Annotated in this window: 9 protein-coding genes, 10 tRNA genes and 1 pseudogene; 5 read left to right on the top strand and 15 right to left on the bottom strand. The window is 64.4% G+C overall.

What is annotated here, in order from left to right; all coding sequences use genetic code 11:
- Positions 1–26: 26 nt before the first annotated feature.
- The 13 genes from LZ198_RS23830 to LZ198_RS23770 form a co-directional block, all read right to left on the bottom strand.
- Entirely contained in the window at positions 27–2846 is a 2820-nt protein-coding gene (locus tag LZ198_RS23830; protein ID WP_253974325.1) for an AAA family ATPase, read from the bottom strand.
- 132 nt (positions 2847–2978) lie between these two features.
- Positions 2979–3584, bottom strand: a complete 606-nt coding sequence (locus tag LZ198_RS23825; protein ID WP_253974324.1) for a cytochrome C — start codon at positions 3582–3584, stop codon at positions 2979–2981.
- Positions 3585–3842: 258 nt separating this feature from the next.
- Positions 3843–3927 (bottom strand) — tRNA-Ser (locus tag LZ198_RS23820).
- A gap of 58 nt (positions 3928–3985) precedes the next feature.
- A complete protein-coding gene (locus LZ198_RS23815) occupies positions 3986–4528 on the bottom strand; it encodes an HNH endonuclease (RefSeq protein ID WP_253974323.1) in 543 nt (180 codons plus the stop codon).
- A 20-nt stretch (positions 4529–4548) separates the two neighbouring features.
- Positions 4549–4622, bottom strand: a tRNA-Leu gene (locus tag LZ198_RS23810).
- 43 nt (positions 4623–4665) lie between these two features.
- Positions 4666–4739 (bottom strand) — tRNA-Leu (locus LZ198_RS23805).
- Between the two features lie 111 nt (positions 4740–4850).
- Positions 4851–4921, bottom strand: a tRNA-Met gene (locus LZ198_RS23800).
- A 15-nt stretch (positions 4922–4936) separates the two neighbouring features.
- A tRNA-Arg gene (locus LZ198_RS23795) sits at positions 4937–5011 on the bottom strand.
- Positions 5012–5026: 15 nt separating this feature from the next.
- Positions 5027–5101 (bottom strand) — tRNA-Arg (locus LZ198_RS23790).
- 6 nt (positions 5102–5107) lie between these two features.
- Positions 5108–5181 (bottom strand) — tRNA-Thr (locus tag LZ198_RS23785).
- 105 nt (positions 5182–5286) lie between these two features.
- Positions 5287–5359: transfer RNA gene (locus LZ198_RS23780), tRNA-Phe, on the bottom strand.
- A gap of 11 nt (positions 5360–5370) precedes the next feature.
- Positions 5371–5440 (bottom strand) — tRNA-Cys (locus LZ198_RS23775).
- A gap of 253 nt (positions 5441–5693) precedes the next feature.
- A tRNA-Tyr gene (locus LZ198_RS23770) sits at positions 5694–5779 on the bottom strand.
- A 1578-nt stretch (positions 5780–7357) separates the two neighbouring features.
- On the opposite strand from LZ198_RS23770, the gene LZ198_RS23765 reads away from it, so the two are divergent.
- From LZ198_RS23765 to LZ198_RS23755, 4 genes are all read left to right on the top strand, one after another.
- Positions 7358–8734, top strand: coding sequence for a hypothetical protein (locus LZ198_RS23765; protein ID WP_253974322.1), 1377 nt, complete (start codon positions 7358–7360; stop codon positions 8732–8734).
- Between the two features lie 138 nt (positions 8735–8872).
- Positions 8873–9229, top strand: coding sequence for a transposase (locus LZ198_RS43700; protein WP_407667458.1), 357 nt, complete (start codon positions 8873–8875; stop codon positions 9227–9229).
- A 19-nt stretch (positions 9230–9248) separates the two neighbouring features.
- The gene (locus LZ198_RS43695; protein ID WP_407667457.1) at positions 9249–9746 is read left to right on the top strand and encodes a hypothetical protein; all 498 of its coding nucleotides are present in this window, start codon (positions 9249–9251) and stop codon (positions 9744–9746) included.
- Positions 9747–9814: 68 nt separating this feature from the next.
- Positions 9815–10300, top strand: a complete 486-nt coding sequence (locus tag LZ198_RS23755) for a transposase (protein ID WP_323382855.1) — start codon at positions 9815–9817, stop codon at positions 10298–10300.
- Positions 10301–10399: 99 nt separating this feature from the next.
- On the opposite strand, the gene LZ198_RS23750 is transcribed toward LZ198_RS23755, so the two are convergent.
- Positions 10400–14086 carry a hypothetical protein gene (locus tag LZ198_RS23750; protein WP_253974320.1) on the bottom strand — a complete coding sequence of 1229 codons (3687 nt, stop codon included), beginning with the start codon at positions 14084–14086 and terminating at the stop codon, positions 10400–10402.
- Between the two features lie 124 nt (positions 14087–14210).
- Positions 14211–14672: pseudogene (locus tag LZ198_RS23745) on the bottom strand (integrase core domain-containing protein); the annotation flags it as partial.
- 209 nt (positions 14673–14881) lie between these two features.
- On the opposite strand from LZ198_RS23745, the gene LZ198_RS23740 reads away from it, so the two are divergent.
- Positions 14882–15646 (top strand): exodeoxyribonuclease VII large subunit, encoded by a 765-nt coding sequence (locus tag LZ198_RS23740; RefSeq protein WP_253974319.1) that lies wholly within the window; start codon positions 14882–14884, stop codon positions 15644–15646.
- Positions 15647–15818 lie beyond the last annotated feature (172 nt).

Here is a 15818-nt window from a genome sequence, read left to right as displayed (position 1 = left end):
GCGCTCCGCTCCCTCGCGTGACGACGTCAGCTCCCCGTCGCGGGCTCGGGCGGGGGGCGGGCAATCCACGCGGCGATGAAGACGTCCAGCTCGCCGCGCAGCACGTCCTTGACGCGCGGCGTGCCCGCGCCGGTGCGAGGGTCCTCCACGCGGGCGCTGCGGCCCAGGTAGTAGCGCCGTGCCTCGTCCGTGGTGCCGCCCTGGCCGGACACCACCCGCGCGGCGATGTCCTTGAGCTCGTCCAGCTCTCCCGCGCCCGTCAGGGTCAGCACGCGGCCGGTGGACTCGTCCTTCACCGTCACCTCGGTGCGCACGCGCTGGAGGTAGGCGCCCTCGTGGCTCTTCACCGGGCGGCCCAGCACCTCGAGCAGCTCCAGCTCCTCCTCGGAGAGCGCGCCCGCGCGGTGGATGCGGACGTAGGCGCGCTGGCGCTTCTCATCCTCCAGTCGCCGGTGCATGCCCGCCTCGCCGGCCAGGAATCCATAGGCGCCCGGACCCGCGATGCGCACCACCACCCGAGCGGGCTCCTCCGCCTCGGCGACGGCGATGGCCTCGTAGCCTCGCCGCTGGGCCCAGCCCAGGTACATGGTGGCCAGCTCCTGCACCCAGGCCTCCTGCGCCTCCGTGGAGTCGCTCGCGCAGATGTCCACCAGCGCCTCCGTGTCCTGCGTGGTGGCGCCGGAGGCATGGAGCGCCTCGGCCATCTGCATTTCGCGCGCGACGTCCTCCACCTGCTTGGCGGCGGACGCCAACTGCACCTCGTTCTTCGCCTCGCGCACCAGCCTGCGCGCGAACATGCACGCGGCCTCCAGCCGCTCCATCTCGTTGATGTGCGCCTCCACGGTGCGGAAGGCGCGGATGACCTCCGCCGCGTGCGTGGGGTCGTCCCAGAGGTTGGGTGCCTGCGTCTCCGTCAGGAGCGCCGCGCGCCGCTCCTCCAACTGCGGCCGGCCCGCGGAGGCCGCGAGCGAGCGCGCCTTTCCCACCAGCCGGTCCATCTCCACCAGGAGCGACTTGCGGTCCAGCCGGCGCTTCACCGGCGCCGCGCGCGCGGACGGCAGCAGCAACTGCGCGGTGGGAGAGGGCGGCGGCGCCGCGGGCTCGGCCACGGCCATCACCCGGCCTCCCGGGCGTCCCTCCACGCGCACGGGCGTGCCTGGAGGCAGCGGCCGGCGGGCAATCTCCACCGCCAGCGCCGCGGTGAGCGTCTTCTCGATTTCACGCTGGAGGTAGCGCGCGCCGAACTGCGGCGAGTAGCCGCGCTCCACCAGCAGGTCCACCACCTCCGGCGTCACCTCCACGTCCAGCGAGCGCGCGCGGATGCCCTCGCGCTCCAGCACGCGGCCCACCTCGCGCTGGGCAATCTTGCGGATGTCCACCTTGGAGAGCGGGCGGAAGTGGCAGATGGCGTCGAAGCGGTTGAGGAACTCCGGGCGGAACGCCTCGGCGATGCGCCGGTCCACCTCCGACACCATCTCTTCCGCGCGCCGCGCGCCCGCGAAGCCCATTCCCGGCTCCCGGTACACCTCCGCGCCCACGTTGGACGTGGCGACGATGAGCGTGTTGTTGCAGGACACCACCTCGCCCGCGCCGTTGACGAAGGTGCCCTCGTCGAAGAGCTGCAGGAACCGGTCGTGCACGCTGCGCGCGGCCTTCTCGAACTCGTCGAGCAGCAGCACGGAGAACACCTTGCCGTCCAGCAGCGCGCTCAGCTCGCCCCGTCGCGTCTCCAGCGCCGGCGCCCACGACGCGCCGAAGGGCACGCTCTCGTCGCCGTCGTTGGGGTAGTCCGCCATGTTCAGGCGCACCAGCCTGTCCGCCGAGCCGAACAGGTACTCGGCCAGCAGCTTCGCAAGCTGCGTCTTGCCCACGCCCGTGGGGCCCGCGAACAGGAACACGCCCAGCGGCCGACGCGGGTCGTTCAGCCCCGCCTTCAGCAGCGCCACCGACCGCAGCACCGCGCCCACCGCGTCCGTCTGGCCGAGCAGCCGCTCCCCGAAGAAGCGCTCCGTCTCGTCCAGGTCCAGCGGCATGGCGTCGTCCACCACGAAGCGCGGCAGGCGCGTGGCGGAGCAGAAGCGGGTGAGCACGTCCTCCGGGCCCACGTGGTCCTTGGCCACGCCCGCCGCCTCGGCCGCCGTCTCCTTGAGCAGCTCGATGGCCTTGCGCGGCATGCGCTGCGCCAGCAGGAACTTCGAGGACAGCCGCAGCGCCAGGTCACACGCCGCCGGGTCGATGGGCAGCCGCAGCTCGCGCTCCAACTCCTCCGCCACCCGTCCCAGCACCCAGCGCGCCTTCTCCAGCGGCGGCTCGTGCAGCGGCAGCAGGTGCAGCCGCTCGGCGAGCGCCTCGTCGGAGCGCAGCAGCTCCTGTACGCGCTTGGGCTCCGTCTCGAAGATGAAACGCAGGCCGCCGGTGCGCAGCGCGCGCACGGCCACGGGGGCCAGCGGGCCGCCCAGGGCCGCGGGCAGGTCGCGGATGTAGACGATGGGGCAGGCGTGGCGCGCCAGATGGGCCAACAGCTCCTCGAAGCTCTCCGCCGCCTGCCGCTGGGTGCTCCGCGCCAGGATGTTGGCCACGGAGACCTCCACCAGCCGGGCCTGCGCGAGCTCCGCGTCCACGCGCCCCTCGGCGATGCGCCGGGCGACCTCCTGCACCAGCGCGCTCTTTCCCACGCCCGGGTCCCCGGACAGCAGGGGATGCTTGCCGCCCCGCGTCAACAGCCCGAGCACCTCCGTCACGGCCGCGTCCACGCCGTGCGCGGCCGCCAGCCGGCCCTCCCGGGCCAGCGCGGTCAAGTCCCGGTCGATGAGCCGCTCCTGGTCCTCGCTCTTCCTCGTCGCCATGTCTCGTCAGCCGCCCCCTCGCCGGAGTGCGCACTCTAACCGCTGAACCGCCGTGGTGAGCGCGCAATCCCTGCGCGTCGCCGCCCGTCCCCCCGAGGACCCAGGAGGTCGCGCGACGACGCGGCCGTGACTTCACGGAGGCGTGGGCGGGGCGACCGTCCCGGGCTCCGCGTGGGGGATGGCCCGGAGGTACTCGTAGACGGCCCTCAGGTCGTCGTCACGCATCTTCGCGTAGACGGGCCAGGGCATGATCTGCAGGATGCTCCCGTCCTCCTTCTGGCCGGTGCGCATCCGCGCCAGGAAGACCTCGAAGGTCATCCCTCCGGGCAACCCCTGGCCGTCGGGGGTGAGGTTGGTGGAGACGATGTTCGGCGCGAGCGTCATCCCCCCCGCGAGGAAGTTCGCGGTGTTGATCTGCTCGACCTGCCCCTGGTACGGGTTGCTCCCGGAGGAGAAGGGTGGGTTGGTGTGGCAATCGTTGCACGCGGCTTGCGCGTTGACGATGTAGCTGCCCAGTCCCACCAGGTTCCGGTCCAGTCCGTTCAGGTTGAGGATGACGGGGGACATCGCCAGCCCCTTGTCGATGCGGTCCTGGTCCTCGGCGCCCACGGGCGTCTGGGTCTGCTGGTTCAACGGGTCGTCCGTGTCGTCGGAGCCGCAGCCCGCCGCGATGCCGCCGGCGATGGAGATGAAGGCGAGACCCGCCGCCACGCGGAGTCCCATCCGGAAGTGCTTCATGTGTGTGCTTCCTTTCCCTTCGCCGGAAGAGACCCGGCTGGGTCGGAGGCTAGGAATGGCGGAGCGGGCGGCCATGCTGCGTGTGGGGGTTGCCCCGAGTCACCCGGTGGACAGGCCACGGCACGGGTCGCCCTGGAGTGGGGGAAGAGCGGAAGTCGGAGGACTCGAACCTCGAGCCGGAAGGCCGGCTCGCACCCGTTAGCAGCGGGGCCTGGCGCCATCGCCAGTCCAACTTCCAGAACGTCAGGTGGAGAAGAGCGGAGCAAGGTGGAGTCGAACCACGGACCCCGAAGGGTCCTCCTGGCTTCCAACCAGGCGACCGGCCACCCGGTCCGCATGCTCCAGGAACGACATGAAGAGGAAGGCAGGGGACTCGAACCCCAAGCACACTCCCACGCGCCTCACTCCTGCAGCTCGACGTGCCAGTACGCCACGTCGTTCATGAACTTCGCCCACGTCATGGGCATGCCCTTCTCGAACATGAACGTCAGACGCAGCGTGTTCGAGAGCTTCTTGGGCTTCACCGGCGTGGAGCGCAGCTCCATGCGCGCCACCTGTGGCGTGCGGTTGCCCTTCTTCTGGTTGCAGGGCACGCAGGCGATGACGATGTTCTCCCAGCACGTCCGGCCACCCTGGGCCCGGGGCACGACGTGGTCGTACGTGGCCTCCGCGCGGGACACCTTCTGGCCGCAGTACTGGCAGCGGCAGTTGTCGCGCAGGTACACGTTCTCCCGGCTGAACTTCACGCCCTTGGGGCCCTTGCGCAGCCCGCGCACGAAGCGGATGACGGACGGCATGCGGATCTCCACCGTCACCGAGCGCACGAAGCGGTCCTCGTACTCCTCGACCACTTCCACCTTGCCCTGGAAGATGAGCATCACCGCGCGCTGCCAGGGGATCCGCGCGACGGGTTCGTAGGCTTGACTGAGGACCAGCGTCTCCATGACACGGCACCTTTCGGCTGTATCCGCGGCGAGAGTCGAACTCGCACTGAGCCGGGTTTGAGCCGGCGGCCTCTCCCGTTTGGGCTACGCGGATGGACTGCGGGAGCTACGACGGACAGCGACTGCGCGACGACGAGTGCCGAAGGCGGGAGTCGAACCCGCAACCTCCAGGTTCTCGACCTGGCACCTCTACCTGTTGGGCTACTCCGGCATGAGAGGGAGACTGCGAGTGCACGCCCCGGGGATCGAACCCGGCGAGAACGGTGTGTGGGACCGTCGCCGTCTCCAGCTGGCTCGGCGTGCGAAAGAGGGATGGAAGGGATTGCGGAGCAGGGAGTCGAACCCTGGGGCTCCGGCGTATGAGGCCAGATGGGGCACCGTCCCCACACCGCAGAAATGCTTCGTGAAGGCTTCCGGCAGGATTCGAACCTGCGACCTTGCGCTTAGGACGCGCGTGCTCTGGTTCCGCTGAGCTACGGAAGCGTGGGTGAAACAAAGTGTCCCTGGCAGGGCTCGAACCTGCGACCTCACGGTTCGGAACCGTGCGCTCTCATCCGACTGAGCTACAAGGACGACGAGTGCCCCCGGTCGGGTTCGAACCGACGACCTCCGGTTTACGAAACCGGCGCTGCTGCCAGCTGAGCTACAAGGGCGAAAGCAGGCCGCCAGGGAGTTGAACCCCGCACGCCCGGATTTGGAATCCAAGCTGCTCCCGGAGCGCGGCCTATGAGACGTGTTGCGGACTGCGTGCTGCGACTTGCCGGCCCTCGGAATCGAACCGAGTCCTCCCGCTCTTCAAACGGGCGCGCGGACCACCTACGCCAGGCCGGCATGAGACGATGAGGCCAGTACGGGAGTCGAACCCGTCCCGAGCGGTTTTGCAGACCGCCGCCACCCCAGGAGGAACTGGCCAGGTGGACTTCGTGAAGCTCCCCGAATGAAGCCCTGCGCGAACTCGTTCTCTGTTTTTCTCTAGAGAACTCGAACCCTCTGAGCGGCAAAAAGGTGAGTGATACTAAGTGGTTCGGGGACGGGGCCTGCGGTTGTCCCTAGATTGGGGTCCGATTGGTGCTGTGAACTTTGGCAGGGAGCTGTCCCTCGACGGTGCTTCTGCTCGCGGAGGCGCTGGTGCGCCTGCGTGGTGACGGACCACGCTCGTGCTGCATGGGGACGCTGGGAGTTGAACCCAGCGGGCCCTGACGGGCTCGGGCTCTACAGGCCCGCGCGTCTTCCCTAACGCTCTACGTCCCCTGGAGGAGCAGGAGCCCTGAAAGCCGAGAGGCCAGGTCCCCTGGATGGGAGCCCGGCCTCTGCGTGGCTTGGCGCGCCGATGAAGGAGCGCGAGCGTCAGCAGGGGACGGGCGGAGGGCCGCCAAGCCGGTCAAAGTCCGCGGGGGATCTCGAGGCCAAGCTCACACGGGGGCAGGAGGCGGCACTGAACTGGGGCCAGAGGCTTTTGCGATAGCTGCGCTTCATCGGGTTCGTCCGCACCGTCAACGTCGTCATGGTCGCCGCTCCTTTCTTCGGGGACCTACGGTGATTGAATTTTGTCCCTGACACGACGCGATTCTCTTCGGGGCCTCGCGTGGGGTGTGGTGCGCGACCCACGGGCCTCGCTGGTCGTCCGCCCACTCACTCGCCTTGGCTAGGCTCAATGCACGCCGGGTCTCAGGGCGCCTCGAAGCGGCGCGCAGCGAGCTGCCGCCGGTCGCTCCCTGGGTCCAGCCTGCACCGAAGAGAGCATGTCTGCCTCCTGGTCCTATGATTCACAGGCGCTGATGTGAGACGCAGGCTGATGTGTGTTCATGTCGGTCTTGGTCCCATCGTCCACCTTTCAGGTCTACCCGGTCGAGAAGGCCATGTCAGACCGCCGCGCTAGGTTGTCCGATGCGCGTGTGGACTCAAGGGGCGCTCCATCGATGGATTGGGCTGAAGGAGGCGTATGGCAGGGACTCAATCCTGAGAAGCAGATCGGAGTGGACATGGGGCAAGCCACGAAGCTCGACCAATGTCGGCATCTTCCCGCCCCTGCATGGGGCCGTTTGTACCTCAGCAACGCATGTGCCGTAGGAGACCCGTGGGCACGCCAAGACGCCACAGGGTGGATTCGTAGCCATTAAGCAGAAAGGAAAAATATGAACACGAAGCGCATATTGTCGCTGCCGATTCGCCAGTTGAACGACTCTCAGCGCGGGGTCGGTGTGGCTGCGGCACCAATCAGCCCGTTTGCTGCGCAGGGTAGGCCGCCGCAGCAGACCGGGGGGCCGAAGGCTGGCGCAACCAATCCGGCTCCAGATCAGAAGTGAAGGAGAAACACATGGCGAAGGAACAGGAGCCTTCCACGCTGAAGTTAGTTCGCTTGGTGGATGAAGGACGCGACTCGGTGGAACTTGGCATTGGAGTGCGCGCTGCCGCACAGAGTCCGTTTGCATCCGCGAATGTTCAGCCGCAGCAGACCGGCGGCCAGGCGCCATCCCCTCAATCCGTTCAACCCCCTCAGCCGAATCTTCCGCAGGGCGGCCCAGCTCCAGCAGCGAACAATACTGAGACGTAGTTCTAGAAAGGCGCGCCCATGAGCGACAATCGCAATAGTGGAACCCGGCAGGTCCGCCAGGACGGAATAGGGGTAACGGCTGGGCCGAGGAGTCCGTTTGCCTCTGCGGGCATTCGTCCTGCTCAAGCTGGAGGAGTCACACCCTCAGCATCCCGAGACGTGGCTCCGGCGCACAAATCAGAGAACGGGACTGGGTCCAAGGATGGAGGAGCGGCTCAGACGCCCAAGCCGCAAATGGACAAGTGATGAGTACCGTCTCGCCACTTAGTGGAAGCATGGAGCGCATCGCGTTCGTCCAGGCCAATGGGGACGTGCAAGAGGTACTCGCGCTTGAGTTGCGGAACGACGGGGACTCAGAGTTTCCGCTCGATGGATGGGTAGGTTTCGTTGTCACCGAGACAGAGAATAGAGTCGAGCTTGTGTGCGACGACGGTAACTGCACCCCACCCTGGGAGGCTGGGGTCCTTGAACTTGGGAGATATCAAGTAGGTTCCCATCTCAAGGGTGGAATTCCTCCAAAAGGGCGGAGGCTTTTCGCAGTGCGTATGCTTCGGCGCTCACTTGCTGATGTCTCGAACGGCGGGATCTCATTTGCTGACCCTGCATTGGGGGTCGACCTCACGTTCCTCGGGATTAGCAGAATTAGGATTCGTGCAACGGTTGTCTTTCCGGCAGATCACATTCGCCGGGATGTGCTCGCCAGTGACGCTGTTCATACTAGTCGTATGGCCAGTTGGGAGTTTGAGTCTGCTGGAGATGTTCCACGTCATCTTCGCGCGAAGGCGGTCAGGGCGCTTCTACCCTCTGCGCCTCAACGGCTTGATGATGCTATCGCAGAGCTGCAGCGACTGCTGGCTGCTCACGTTGTCGGGGAGAGTGTCAAGTTTGAACAACTCCAAAGGAATCTCCGGGAGGCTCGTCTTCCAGTCGAGATGCTTGATCGCGTTGATTTAGTGCTCTCTGTTTTTGACGGGTTTGGCTTCGATGCTCGCGAGGCTCACCTGCGTGAACTGCTAAGCGAGCTTGCTGGAGCTCGTGCCCGTGTTCTGGCCGATAACCCTTTTCCTGCGGTCGCCTCCGGCGTCGAGACCACTTCCGAGTGGTTGGCACGCAGCATTGAGCGGGAGGCCCTTGGTTTGGAGTTGGCGTCTCGACTACCTGCGGATGCATGGACCGCCCTTGTTACGTTGATGCACTACCAGGCAGCTCAGCGCAAGGCTCCGCATAAGTGGTCTCCAAGACTCAGTGAGAAGGGTTTTCAGGAGCAGTTGCATCAGTTTCTTGAAGCGCGTGGTGGGCTCGTCGAACGGGAGGTTCAGACCGCAAAAGGCAGGATTGACTTTCTGCTTGGATCAATGCCCGTCGAACTCAAGGTCCGTGACCTAGGAGGGGAGTCCCTAGGTCAGGTAGACGCTAACCTGCAACAGGCTGCGGAGTATGCCTCGAGCAGAGGGAGTGGCTTGGGGTGCCTGCTTATCCTGGACAAGCACCGCCATATGGACGGTGGTAAGCATTTGGCGCAGGAGAAAGAGCAGATCCAGGTGAGGCGAGTAACCTCCAAGGAAGGGATTGGGGGCACATCGGTAACGCTGGTTGTTGCTCTCGTTGTGGTGGCGTTCCCCCCAACCCCTTCTCGCTTGGGGCGGCGTTGATTCAGAGAAGGCTCACCCAGGAAAGTCCCAACATGGGCAAGAGGGGAAGTTCCTGCCCTAGCAGGGTGTTGAGAAACCCCTCCGGGGGATCGACACCCCGCACCGTGACGTGGTGTCCTCCGCGCATCGGAGGCAGCGATGCGCGGACGGCCCAAGCAGCAGACGACGCTGTTCAGCTTGAGGACGCCGGGAGACCGGGTGCCCGCGGGCCATCCGCTGCGCAGAGTGAAGGACATGGCGGACGCCGCACTGGCAACGCTCTCGCCTACGTTCGATGAGATGTACAGCGGCACGGGCCGGCCGAGCATTCCGCCAGAGCAGTTGCTGAAGTCCTGCCTCCTCATGGCGTTCTACTCGGTGAGAAGCGAGCGGCTCTTCTGCGAGCAGCTCGACTACAACCTCTTGTTCCGATGGTTCCTCGACATGGGGATGGAGGACGCCTCCCTTCGACCACAGCACCTTCTCGCAGAACCGGGACCAGCTGCTGGAGCATGACATCGCCCGGAGATTCTTCATGGCGGTGATGGGCCAGGCGCAAAGCACGGGGCTCACCAGCAACGAGCACTTCAGCGTGGATGGCAGCCTCATCGAGGCCTGGGCGTCGCTGAAGTCGTTCCGCCCAAAGGACGAGGACGAGGACGAGAAGGACGACAAGAGGGAGCCGCCCGACGACAAGGGCAACCCGACGGTGAACTTTCACGGGCAGAAGCGAGGCAACACGACGCACGCTTCGAAGACGGACCCGGAGGCGCGGCTGGCGCGCAAGGGCAACGGCAAGGAGGCGCGGTTGGCCTACTGTTACTGCGCACGCTATTTGATGGTTCCACGGCGTTCCACGGACCGGCTCGTTGATGGGCACTTCCAGCAAGCACGCGGAACCACTGGAGTCCATCACGAGCGTGCTCGACCGGGTGTCACTGCCGATGATGGGCACGCCTTGAGGCGATTCCCCTTGGGGAATCGACGGTTGCAGCCCGAGCCGGAGCACGAGGCGGCTCAAGGCTGCCCGTAGGGCACCGCCGCCAGGCGGCCGTAGGTCCTTGAACCGACTCGGGATTCCGGCGTCCATCATCCAGTCGGATCACCCGTCCATCAACCAGCGCGCCTCGCAACACCTACAGCCTCAATGGCGTCATGGAGAACCGCAACGGGCTGCTCGTGGACCTCGCGGTGATGCCAGCGGATGGCTACGCCGAGCGCGACGCGGCGGTGATGATGCTCGATGGGCTGAAGTCCCGGAACAAGCGCGCTTCGGTGGGGGCGGACAAGGGCTACGACACGGCGGACTTCGTCGCTGACTGTCGGCGCATGGGGGTGACGCCTCACATTGCTCAGACGACGGCTTCTCGACGCCGCTCGGCCATCGACCGGCGAACGACAAGGCCCGCCGGCTACGCCATCAGCCAGAGGGCACGGAAGCGAATCGAAGAAGTCTGGGGCTGGATGAAGACGGTGGGAGGCTTCCGCAAGACGCGTTTCAAAGGCAGGGAGCGGATGGAGTTGGCGGCCTACCTGGTGGGCGCCGCGTACAATCTGGTGCGGATGGCGCGGCTGGCCGCCGCATAGCCACTCACCGCCCGTCGCCCCCGCCGATGGCAAGGTTGAGAGCGGAGGACACGAGAAGCCCGGTCTCATGCCTACAAACCGGGCTTCATCAACACCCTGCTAGCGAAGGCTCTTGCGACGCAGGGCGAACTGTGTGTCCGCAAATAGTTGCTTCGCTTCGGGTTCAGGCATTGCCTGAGCGATCTTTAGCGCGGACATGTCGTCGCGTGTCCCCTGATGCAAGATGGCGGCGGCGACGATTCGCAAAGCTTGAAGTGAGCGACGCTCTTCGAGCCAACGGGTCATTACCGCAAGAATCTCGGACCACGAGACATTGGCTTCGAGGAAGTGGCCGAGCAGATGGTCTATCCAAACAGTTTGTTTCGTCGTCAGTGTCTTGTCGAGTTCCGAAACAAGGCGGTCAGGATTCCATTGGCGTTCACTGTACGGCTCTTTAAGGGCCTTATCCAGGAGCCCACGCCGAAGTGAGAACCAGCAGCGGTCATTACATGTTTCCCATAAGGAGTTGATGTCCTCGGGGGAGAGCAGGTGAAGATATGGGGCCATCGCCGATACTTGCTCTTCACGAGTGAGCCCCGGGCGGTCGCGTGTGTTTATGCCCACACGGAGGCTGAAATGCCGCAGAAGCATGTCGGGCTGAGGGCAGTCTTTGATAGCTGCTCTCGCGGCGTCCAAGAGACGTGGCGTGCAGACGTAGAGCGCTGCTTGCACAAACCGCGAACCGAAACGAAGGTGGTGCCAATGTTTGAGAAGAAGGCGTTCAGCCTCGTCTGTTGGAAGCCGTTGAATCAACTCGGATGTAATCCAGTCTGAATCAAGCTTGGAGCCATCCTCCCAAGACTGCTTCGCCAATGCCCCGCGTCTACCGAACTCCTCATCGATAGTTTGAGTGAGCGCCGGTGACCATAAATATCGCCCGTACTGCCACCAATAATGGCCGCCCTCTGAGGTTATTCTCTCGATCATCGCTGGAATCGCCAGCTGGTCTTCACGAATCAGTCGTGCTGCCAGAACCTTGTCCGCCAACTCGGCGGAGGGTGTGGTTGTGCGAAGAACTTCTAGGTCTTTAGGGCCTTTGGTCTGGGACCATAGAGAAAATGCTGCCCTACGGAAGTGCTTGTCGTTTCCCTTGGATTGCCATGCCTCAAGCAATAGGTCTCGAGATGCCTTCGACATTGGTCGGCCATTTTCTTGAGCATGGCGCCATTCGTCTGGTGCTGTCATGGCGAAAGTCGACGTGGAAGCTGTCCCCTCAAAGCGCCGGTGAACGGCCGCAAGCTCGCGGGCTACAAACAAGACGGCGCTTGGTTCATCTATTCCATGAAGCATGTATGTGATTTGCCAGCGGAGGTCCTCTTGCGATGCGCGTTGGATGAAGTATTTGATGGCGGCCGTCGGTGGCCATTGTCTAAATGCCCAACGCACTTCGCCGCTCGCGCATTCGTCGCGCGGCGACGGAAACCCCTCTCGCGTCGGTTCATCGGGAAGTGAGGCCCAAGCACTACAGATAGGATTGAGATAGCGCGGAGGATCCTCTCCGCAGCACTCCGCGAATGCCCACAAGTAGTCGGCCAGATGAACGGAGCGGTTCTCGTCAGTGACCCAGCACGCTTCTATCGCAGGAGCCAGATTTGGATCCGCCAAGTGGCCAGCAAGACGCAAGGCGCCCACTCTCGACGGACTGTTCAAGCTTGGCAACCTGAGATACTTTTCCAAGGCATCGGACAGGCGTTTTCCATAGCGGAACTTTGCATGGGCGATTTGGAAGTCTCGCCACGGTGATCCAATGCCTGGTGCAGAACGAAAGCAGGCCTCGATTCCGCCCGACAGGTCACCATTGCGAAACCGAGCGAATGAGCTCCACGTCGTTCGATCCGGGAATTTGTGAACAATGCCTGGTACCGCACGAGAATCCGTCTCCGCCAGAATTGCGAGCGCTTCCCGCCTCAGGTGCTTGTTTGAAGGATCTCGTGTGCTTGGCTCGTCAATCCATTGGTGGATGGCCTGGACAATCGCTTCCCCATGCGGCCCGGCGTTCTCGCCCAGCAGGCGCAATGCGTAGAAGAGCGCAAGTGGGTTTGAGTAGGCAACTCTTTGGAGGATGCCTGCCAACGGGCGTTCCCACGCAAGAACGGTACCGAACACCTCCGCGAGATACGGTTCTGTCAATATCGTATCGGCCAAGGCTTCCCCGCGATCCAGTTCAGCCGTAGCATCTGCTAGGAGCCAATCTCGAATGCGGTCGTGGCGGAACACCAACCGTTGTTCGTCTGAAGGCCCTGCGATGCGAATCAACTCCCCTTGCTGGGCCAGGCTGCTGATGAGCCGCAGAGGCTCGCCCTGTAGGCTCTTCCAACTGCTCACTTCACGCCACGTCGGCTCTAGCTGACGGCTCGCAAGCATCTCACCAGCAAGCGCCCGAAAGGCTTGGCGGTACTGGGCAGCCGGATAGTCCTTCGCTCCTGTAGAGGCTCGAGAGAGCGAACGCTCTACGAAGCCACAGATGACTCGGTAGGGAGCAGGCTCAGTCCCCGGATCATGGAGTGCAATGAGGAGTGGATCGTGACCTAGCGCCTTCGTAATCTCCTTGGCGGCCAAAGGGCTGAATTCATACCCGGTCCTTCGTGCCCGAGTGGCAACAGCGTCGCGGCCTTCGTCTTCGCTGAAGCGGCCTGTTGTGATGATGAGAGAGGCGATGAGCTTCTGGGCCTGCTCGCTCAATGCGCTGAGCGTCTCCGGCCACAACGGGCAAATGAGACGCCACGGGGGCAGTGCCCCAGTCTCCTGTTTGCCCGGTATACGCCGCCAACTGACGAGCTTCTCCAGCAGCAATTGAGGGCGTCCAGAGCGATTTATGTCCTCGACAGCGAGCAGCAGCGGGTGCTCAGGTGAGCACAGCGAGAGGGCCGACGGGCCCGTCACGGCTAACGCGGGGTGCAATTGGCGCAGCGTCGCCGAAATGGCTTGGTCGAGTGTCATCGAGGACTCGACCGCCACGTGAGGAAGTACGAGCCCGAATCCACCGCTGTCCACATGCGCGGCGAGTTTGCGATGGCAGGCCACGGACTTGCCCATGCCGGAACCTGCTACCAGGAAGGTCACGTCACGAGCGAGGCTCGCACTCAAGACCGTGTCCAGTGTCCGCGGGATCCAGGTGGACGGGTCATCCAGTGGGCAGGCCGCCTCTAGGCTCTTCTTAGACAACTCATGGAGCAGCTCGGACGAGAGCTGTTCCTGCTCGATGCCGAGATGGGCGCGGCGGAGCCACTGGCCCCTGGGGTGATGATCAAGAAAGTGGCTCAGCCTCGAGCGTGACCATAGGTCAATCACAATCGCGTGCGCGCTCCCTGCCGCCACGACGTCGCGAACCAGCCCTTCGCTTGGCTCCTCGTTGGTGGTGAGGACCAACGTTGCACGCAGATTCGGCGTTCGTGTTCTTTCTTGCGCGACCAGCTCTGCTGTCTTGAGGATATCCCCCGCCGGAGCCTTCGGCTTCGTCCCTTTGCGTGGCTTCACCCTCGAGATGTCATGGAGCCATTTTTTCTCTAGACCGTCTCGTGCGGTGATGGTGTGGTGGACGGCGATCATGTGGGGCGGATTGGCGCCCTGGACGAAGCAGATTCCGTCGAGTGGCGACTTGACGGTCTTTCCCGCGGCATTGACGCCAGTGTGTGCCAGCGATGCGTAGTCGGGGTCGGCTTCTCGAAGGATGGCCGTCGCCAGCCTCTCGAAGAGGCCCTCGTTCGTAATGGTCGCCAAAGCCTGCTCTGTTGTTTGTGCGGACACGTCCGTAAGCGACTCCTTCCTCATGCGGGAGCATAGGAAAAATGGAAGGCTAGCTGAAAGTGAGGACTGGAGCGGAGGGGAGTCGCACGAGCTGCTGGAGTTGCCCCCGTCAAATCGGACACGGTCAGCGGGTTGAAGTCGCGAGCCAGAACTCGCGTGGGGAGCGCATCTTCAGCGCCTTGTGAGGATGCACGGTGTTGTAGTCGTCGAACCAGCGGGGCAGATGTTGGAGGACCACCTCGGCGCTGTCGAGGCGGTTGAGGTACACGTAGTCGCGATTGAAGCTCTTCACGAAGGACTCCGCCATGCCGTTGCTCTCTGGCGAGTAGGCCGGCGTGGTGCGGATGCGCAGCCCCAGGCTGGCCCCGAATTCGCGCGTCTGGTGGGCCGTGAAGGCCGGCGCGTTGTCGGTGAGCCATTCAATTGGGTGAGGCGCCTGGTGGCAGCCCGCGCCGAACCGGGCCTCGAGCGTCTCGGCGAGCAAATCGCGCACCAGCTCGCCGGTGAGGCCCCCGGTTGTGGCGACAAACCCCATGGCCTCGCGGTCGCAGCAGTCCAGCGAGTCGGCTTGCGCGCTGCGGCGAAACTGGCCAGGAGGTCGTGGATGGCAGCCAGGAGGACAGGAACTGCGGGTAGGGCGGAAACCTCAGCTGGTCGCCAGTGCGAGCCGCCTGACGCGCCGAGTCGTCTTCTCCGCGGCTGGACGACACTGGGGTTTCTGTGGGGGCATGTCAGACGCATTTGCTAGGTAGCCAGCCCAGCAGGTAGTTCAACGCACTTCTCGCGGGGGCTGGCATGACGGGTCGCGGTTGTTCGACTGGAGGGGGCCGAGGCAGCAAGAAGAAGAGCTCATTCCAGGCGGTGGTGGGGACCCCGCATGGGCCGACTCACTTCGAAGCCGAGGTTCTCTCCATTCACCTCGGCAATAAGGGTGGACGCTTCCTGTGGCTTCAGCGAGCGAGCGATGGCCGCTACATCAACGCTCTACTCTCCGCGCGCCTCGCCCTTCCGAGGGAGGGTGACATCGTCCTCGTCGAGGGGGCGTTCGAGGAGGACCAGAAGGCGAAGACCCTCCAGAAATTGGTCCGCCTGCGCATCACCTCTCTCACCCAACTCGGACGGCAATCCGCCCGGCATATAGAATGGCTCGCCGCCGTCGAGAGGGCTCTGGTGGGGCACGTCCCGGTGAAGGAGACGCGGACCATTCGTCGCCCCGTCATCGTCACGGGGCAGGGCACCGCTGGCGAGAAGGACATTCGGAAAGTCCTCGAGGGGGCAAACTATCTCGACCCTGGATTCCCCGGCTTTGAGTATGTGGACTTGGGCTCCGCGGAGAGCATAGCCGCCGGAGTGCGCCAGGCCGCCCGCGTGCACGATGTTCGTGCCATCGTGCTTGCTCGTGGTGGCACTTCGGAGAAATGGCAGCTCCTCCCATTTAGCCACCCTGCTGTGGTTGAAGCAGTCGCGGAGGTTGCGAAGTTAATTCCCGTTGTTGTGGCTGTTGGGCACGAAGAGGACCACCGTAACTGTTCGCCGTGCCCCGTCCCGGCGCCGTGCTGACCCGCCCGGGACGACCGGCGGGAGCTGCCGTCAGTCCTGACTCTCCGGAAGTGTGACCGTGCCTGGGTTCTCGATGGCGGCGAGAGCGGCACGCCGCAGATAGTGCCCGGGGTCCTCCCCCCGCAGGCGTGCCGTCTCGATGAGGGAATAGAAGAGCGCGGCGACCTCGGTG

Origin of the sequence: Myxococcus dinghuensis (genome assembly GCF_024198235.1) — a bacterium.
Taxonomy (GTDB): domain Bacteria; phylum Myxococcota; class Myxococcia; order Myxococcales; family Myxococcaceae; genus Myxococcus; species Myxococcus dinghuensis.
The sequence above is the reverse complement of the archived record's forward strand: the minus strand, read 5'-3'. Positions and strand labels throughout refer to the sequence as shown.

Coding starts and splice junctions, on each gene's coding strand:
- LZ198_RS23740 (WP_253974319.1), top strand. CDS start 14,882: ATGACGGGTCGCGGTTGTTCGACTGGAGGGGGCCGAGGCAGCAAGAAG.
- LZ198_RS23765 (WP_253974322.1), top strand. CDS start 7,358: ATGGAGCGCATCGCGTTCGTCCAGGCCAATGGGGACGTGCAAGAGGTA.
- LZ198_RS23815 (WP_253974323.1), bottom strand. CDS start 4,528: ATGGAGACGCTGGTCCTCAGTCAAGCCTACGAACCCGTCGCGCGGATC.
- LZ198_RS23830 (WP_253974325.1), bottom strand. CDS start 2,846: ATGGCGACGAGGAAGAGCGAGGACCAGGAGCGGCTCATCGACCGGGAC.
- LZ198_RS43700 (WP_407667458.1), top strand. CDS start 8,873: ATGCGCGGACGGCCCAAGCAGCAGACGACGCTGTTCAGCTTGAGGACG.
- LZ198_RS43695 (WP_407667457.1), top strand. CDS start 9,249: ATGGCGGTGATGGGCCAGGCGCAAAGCACGGGGCTCACCAGCAACGAG.
- LZ198_RS23825 (WP_253974324.1), bottom strand. CDS start 3,584: ATGAAGCACTTCCGGATGGGACTCCGCGTGGCGGCGGGTCTCGCCTTC.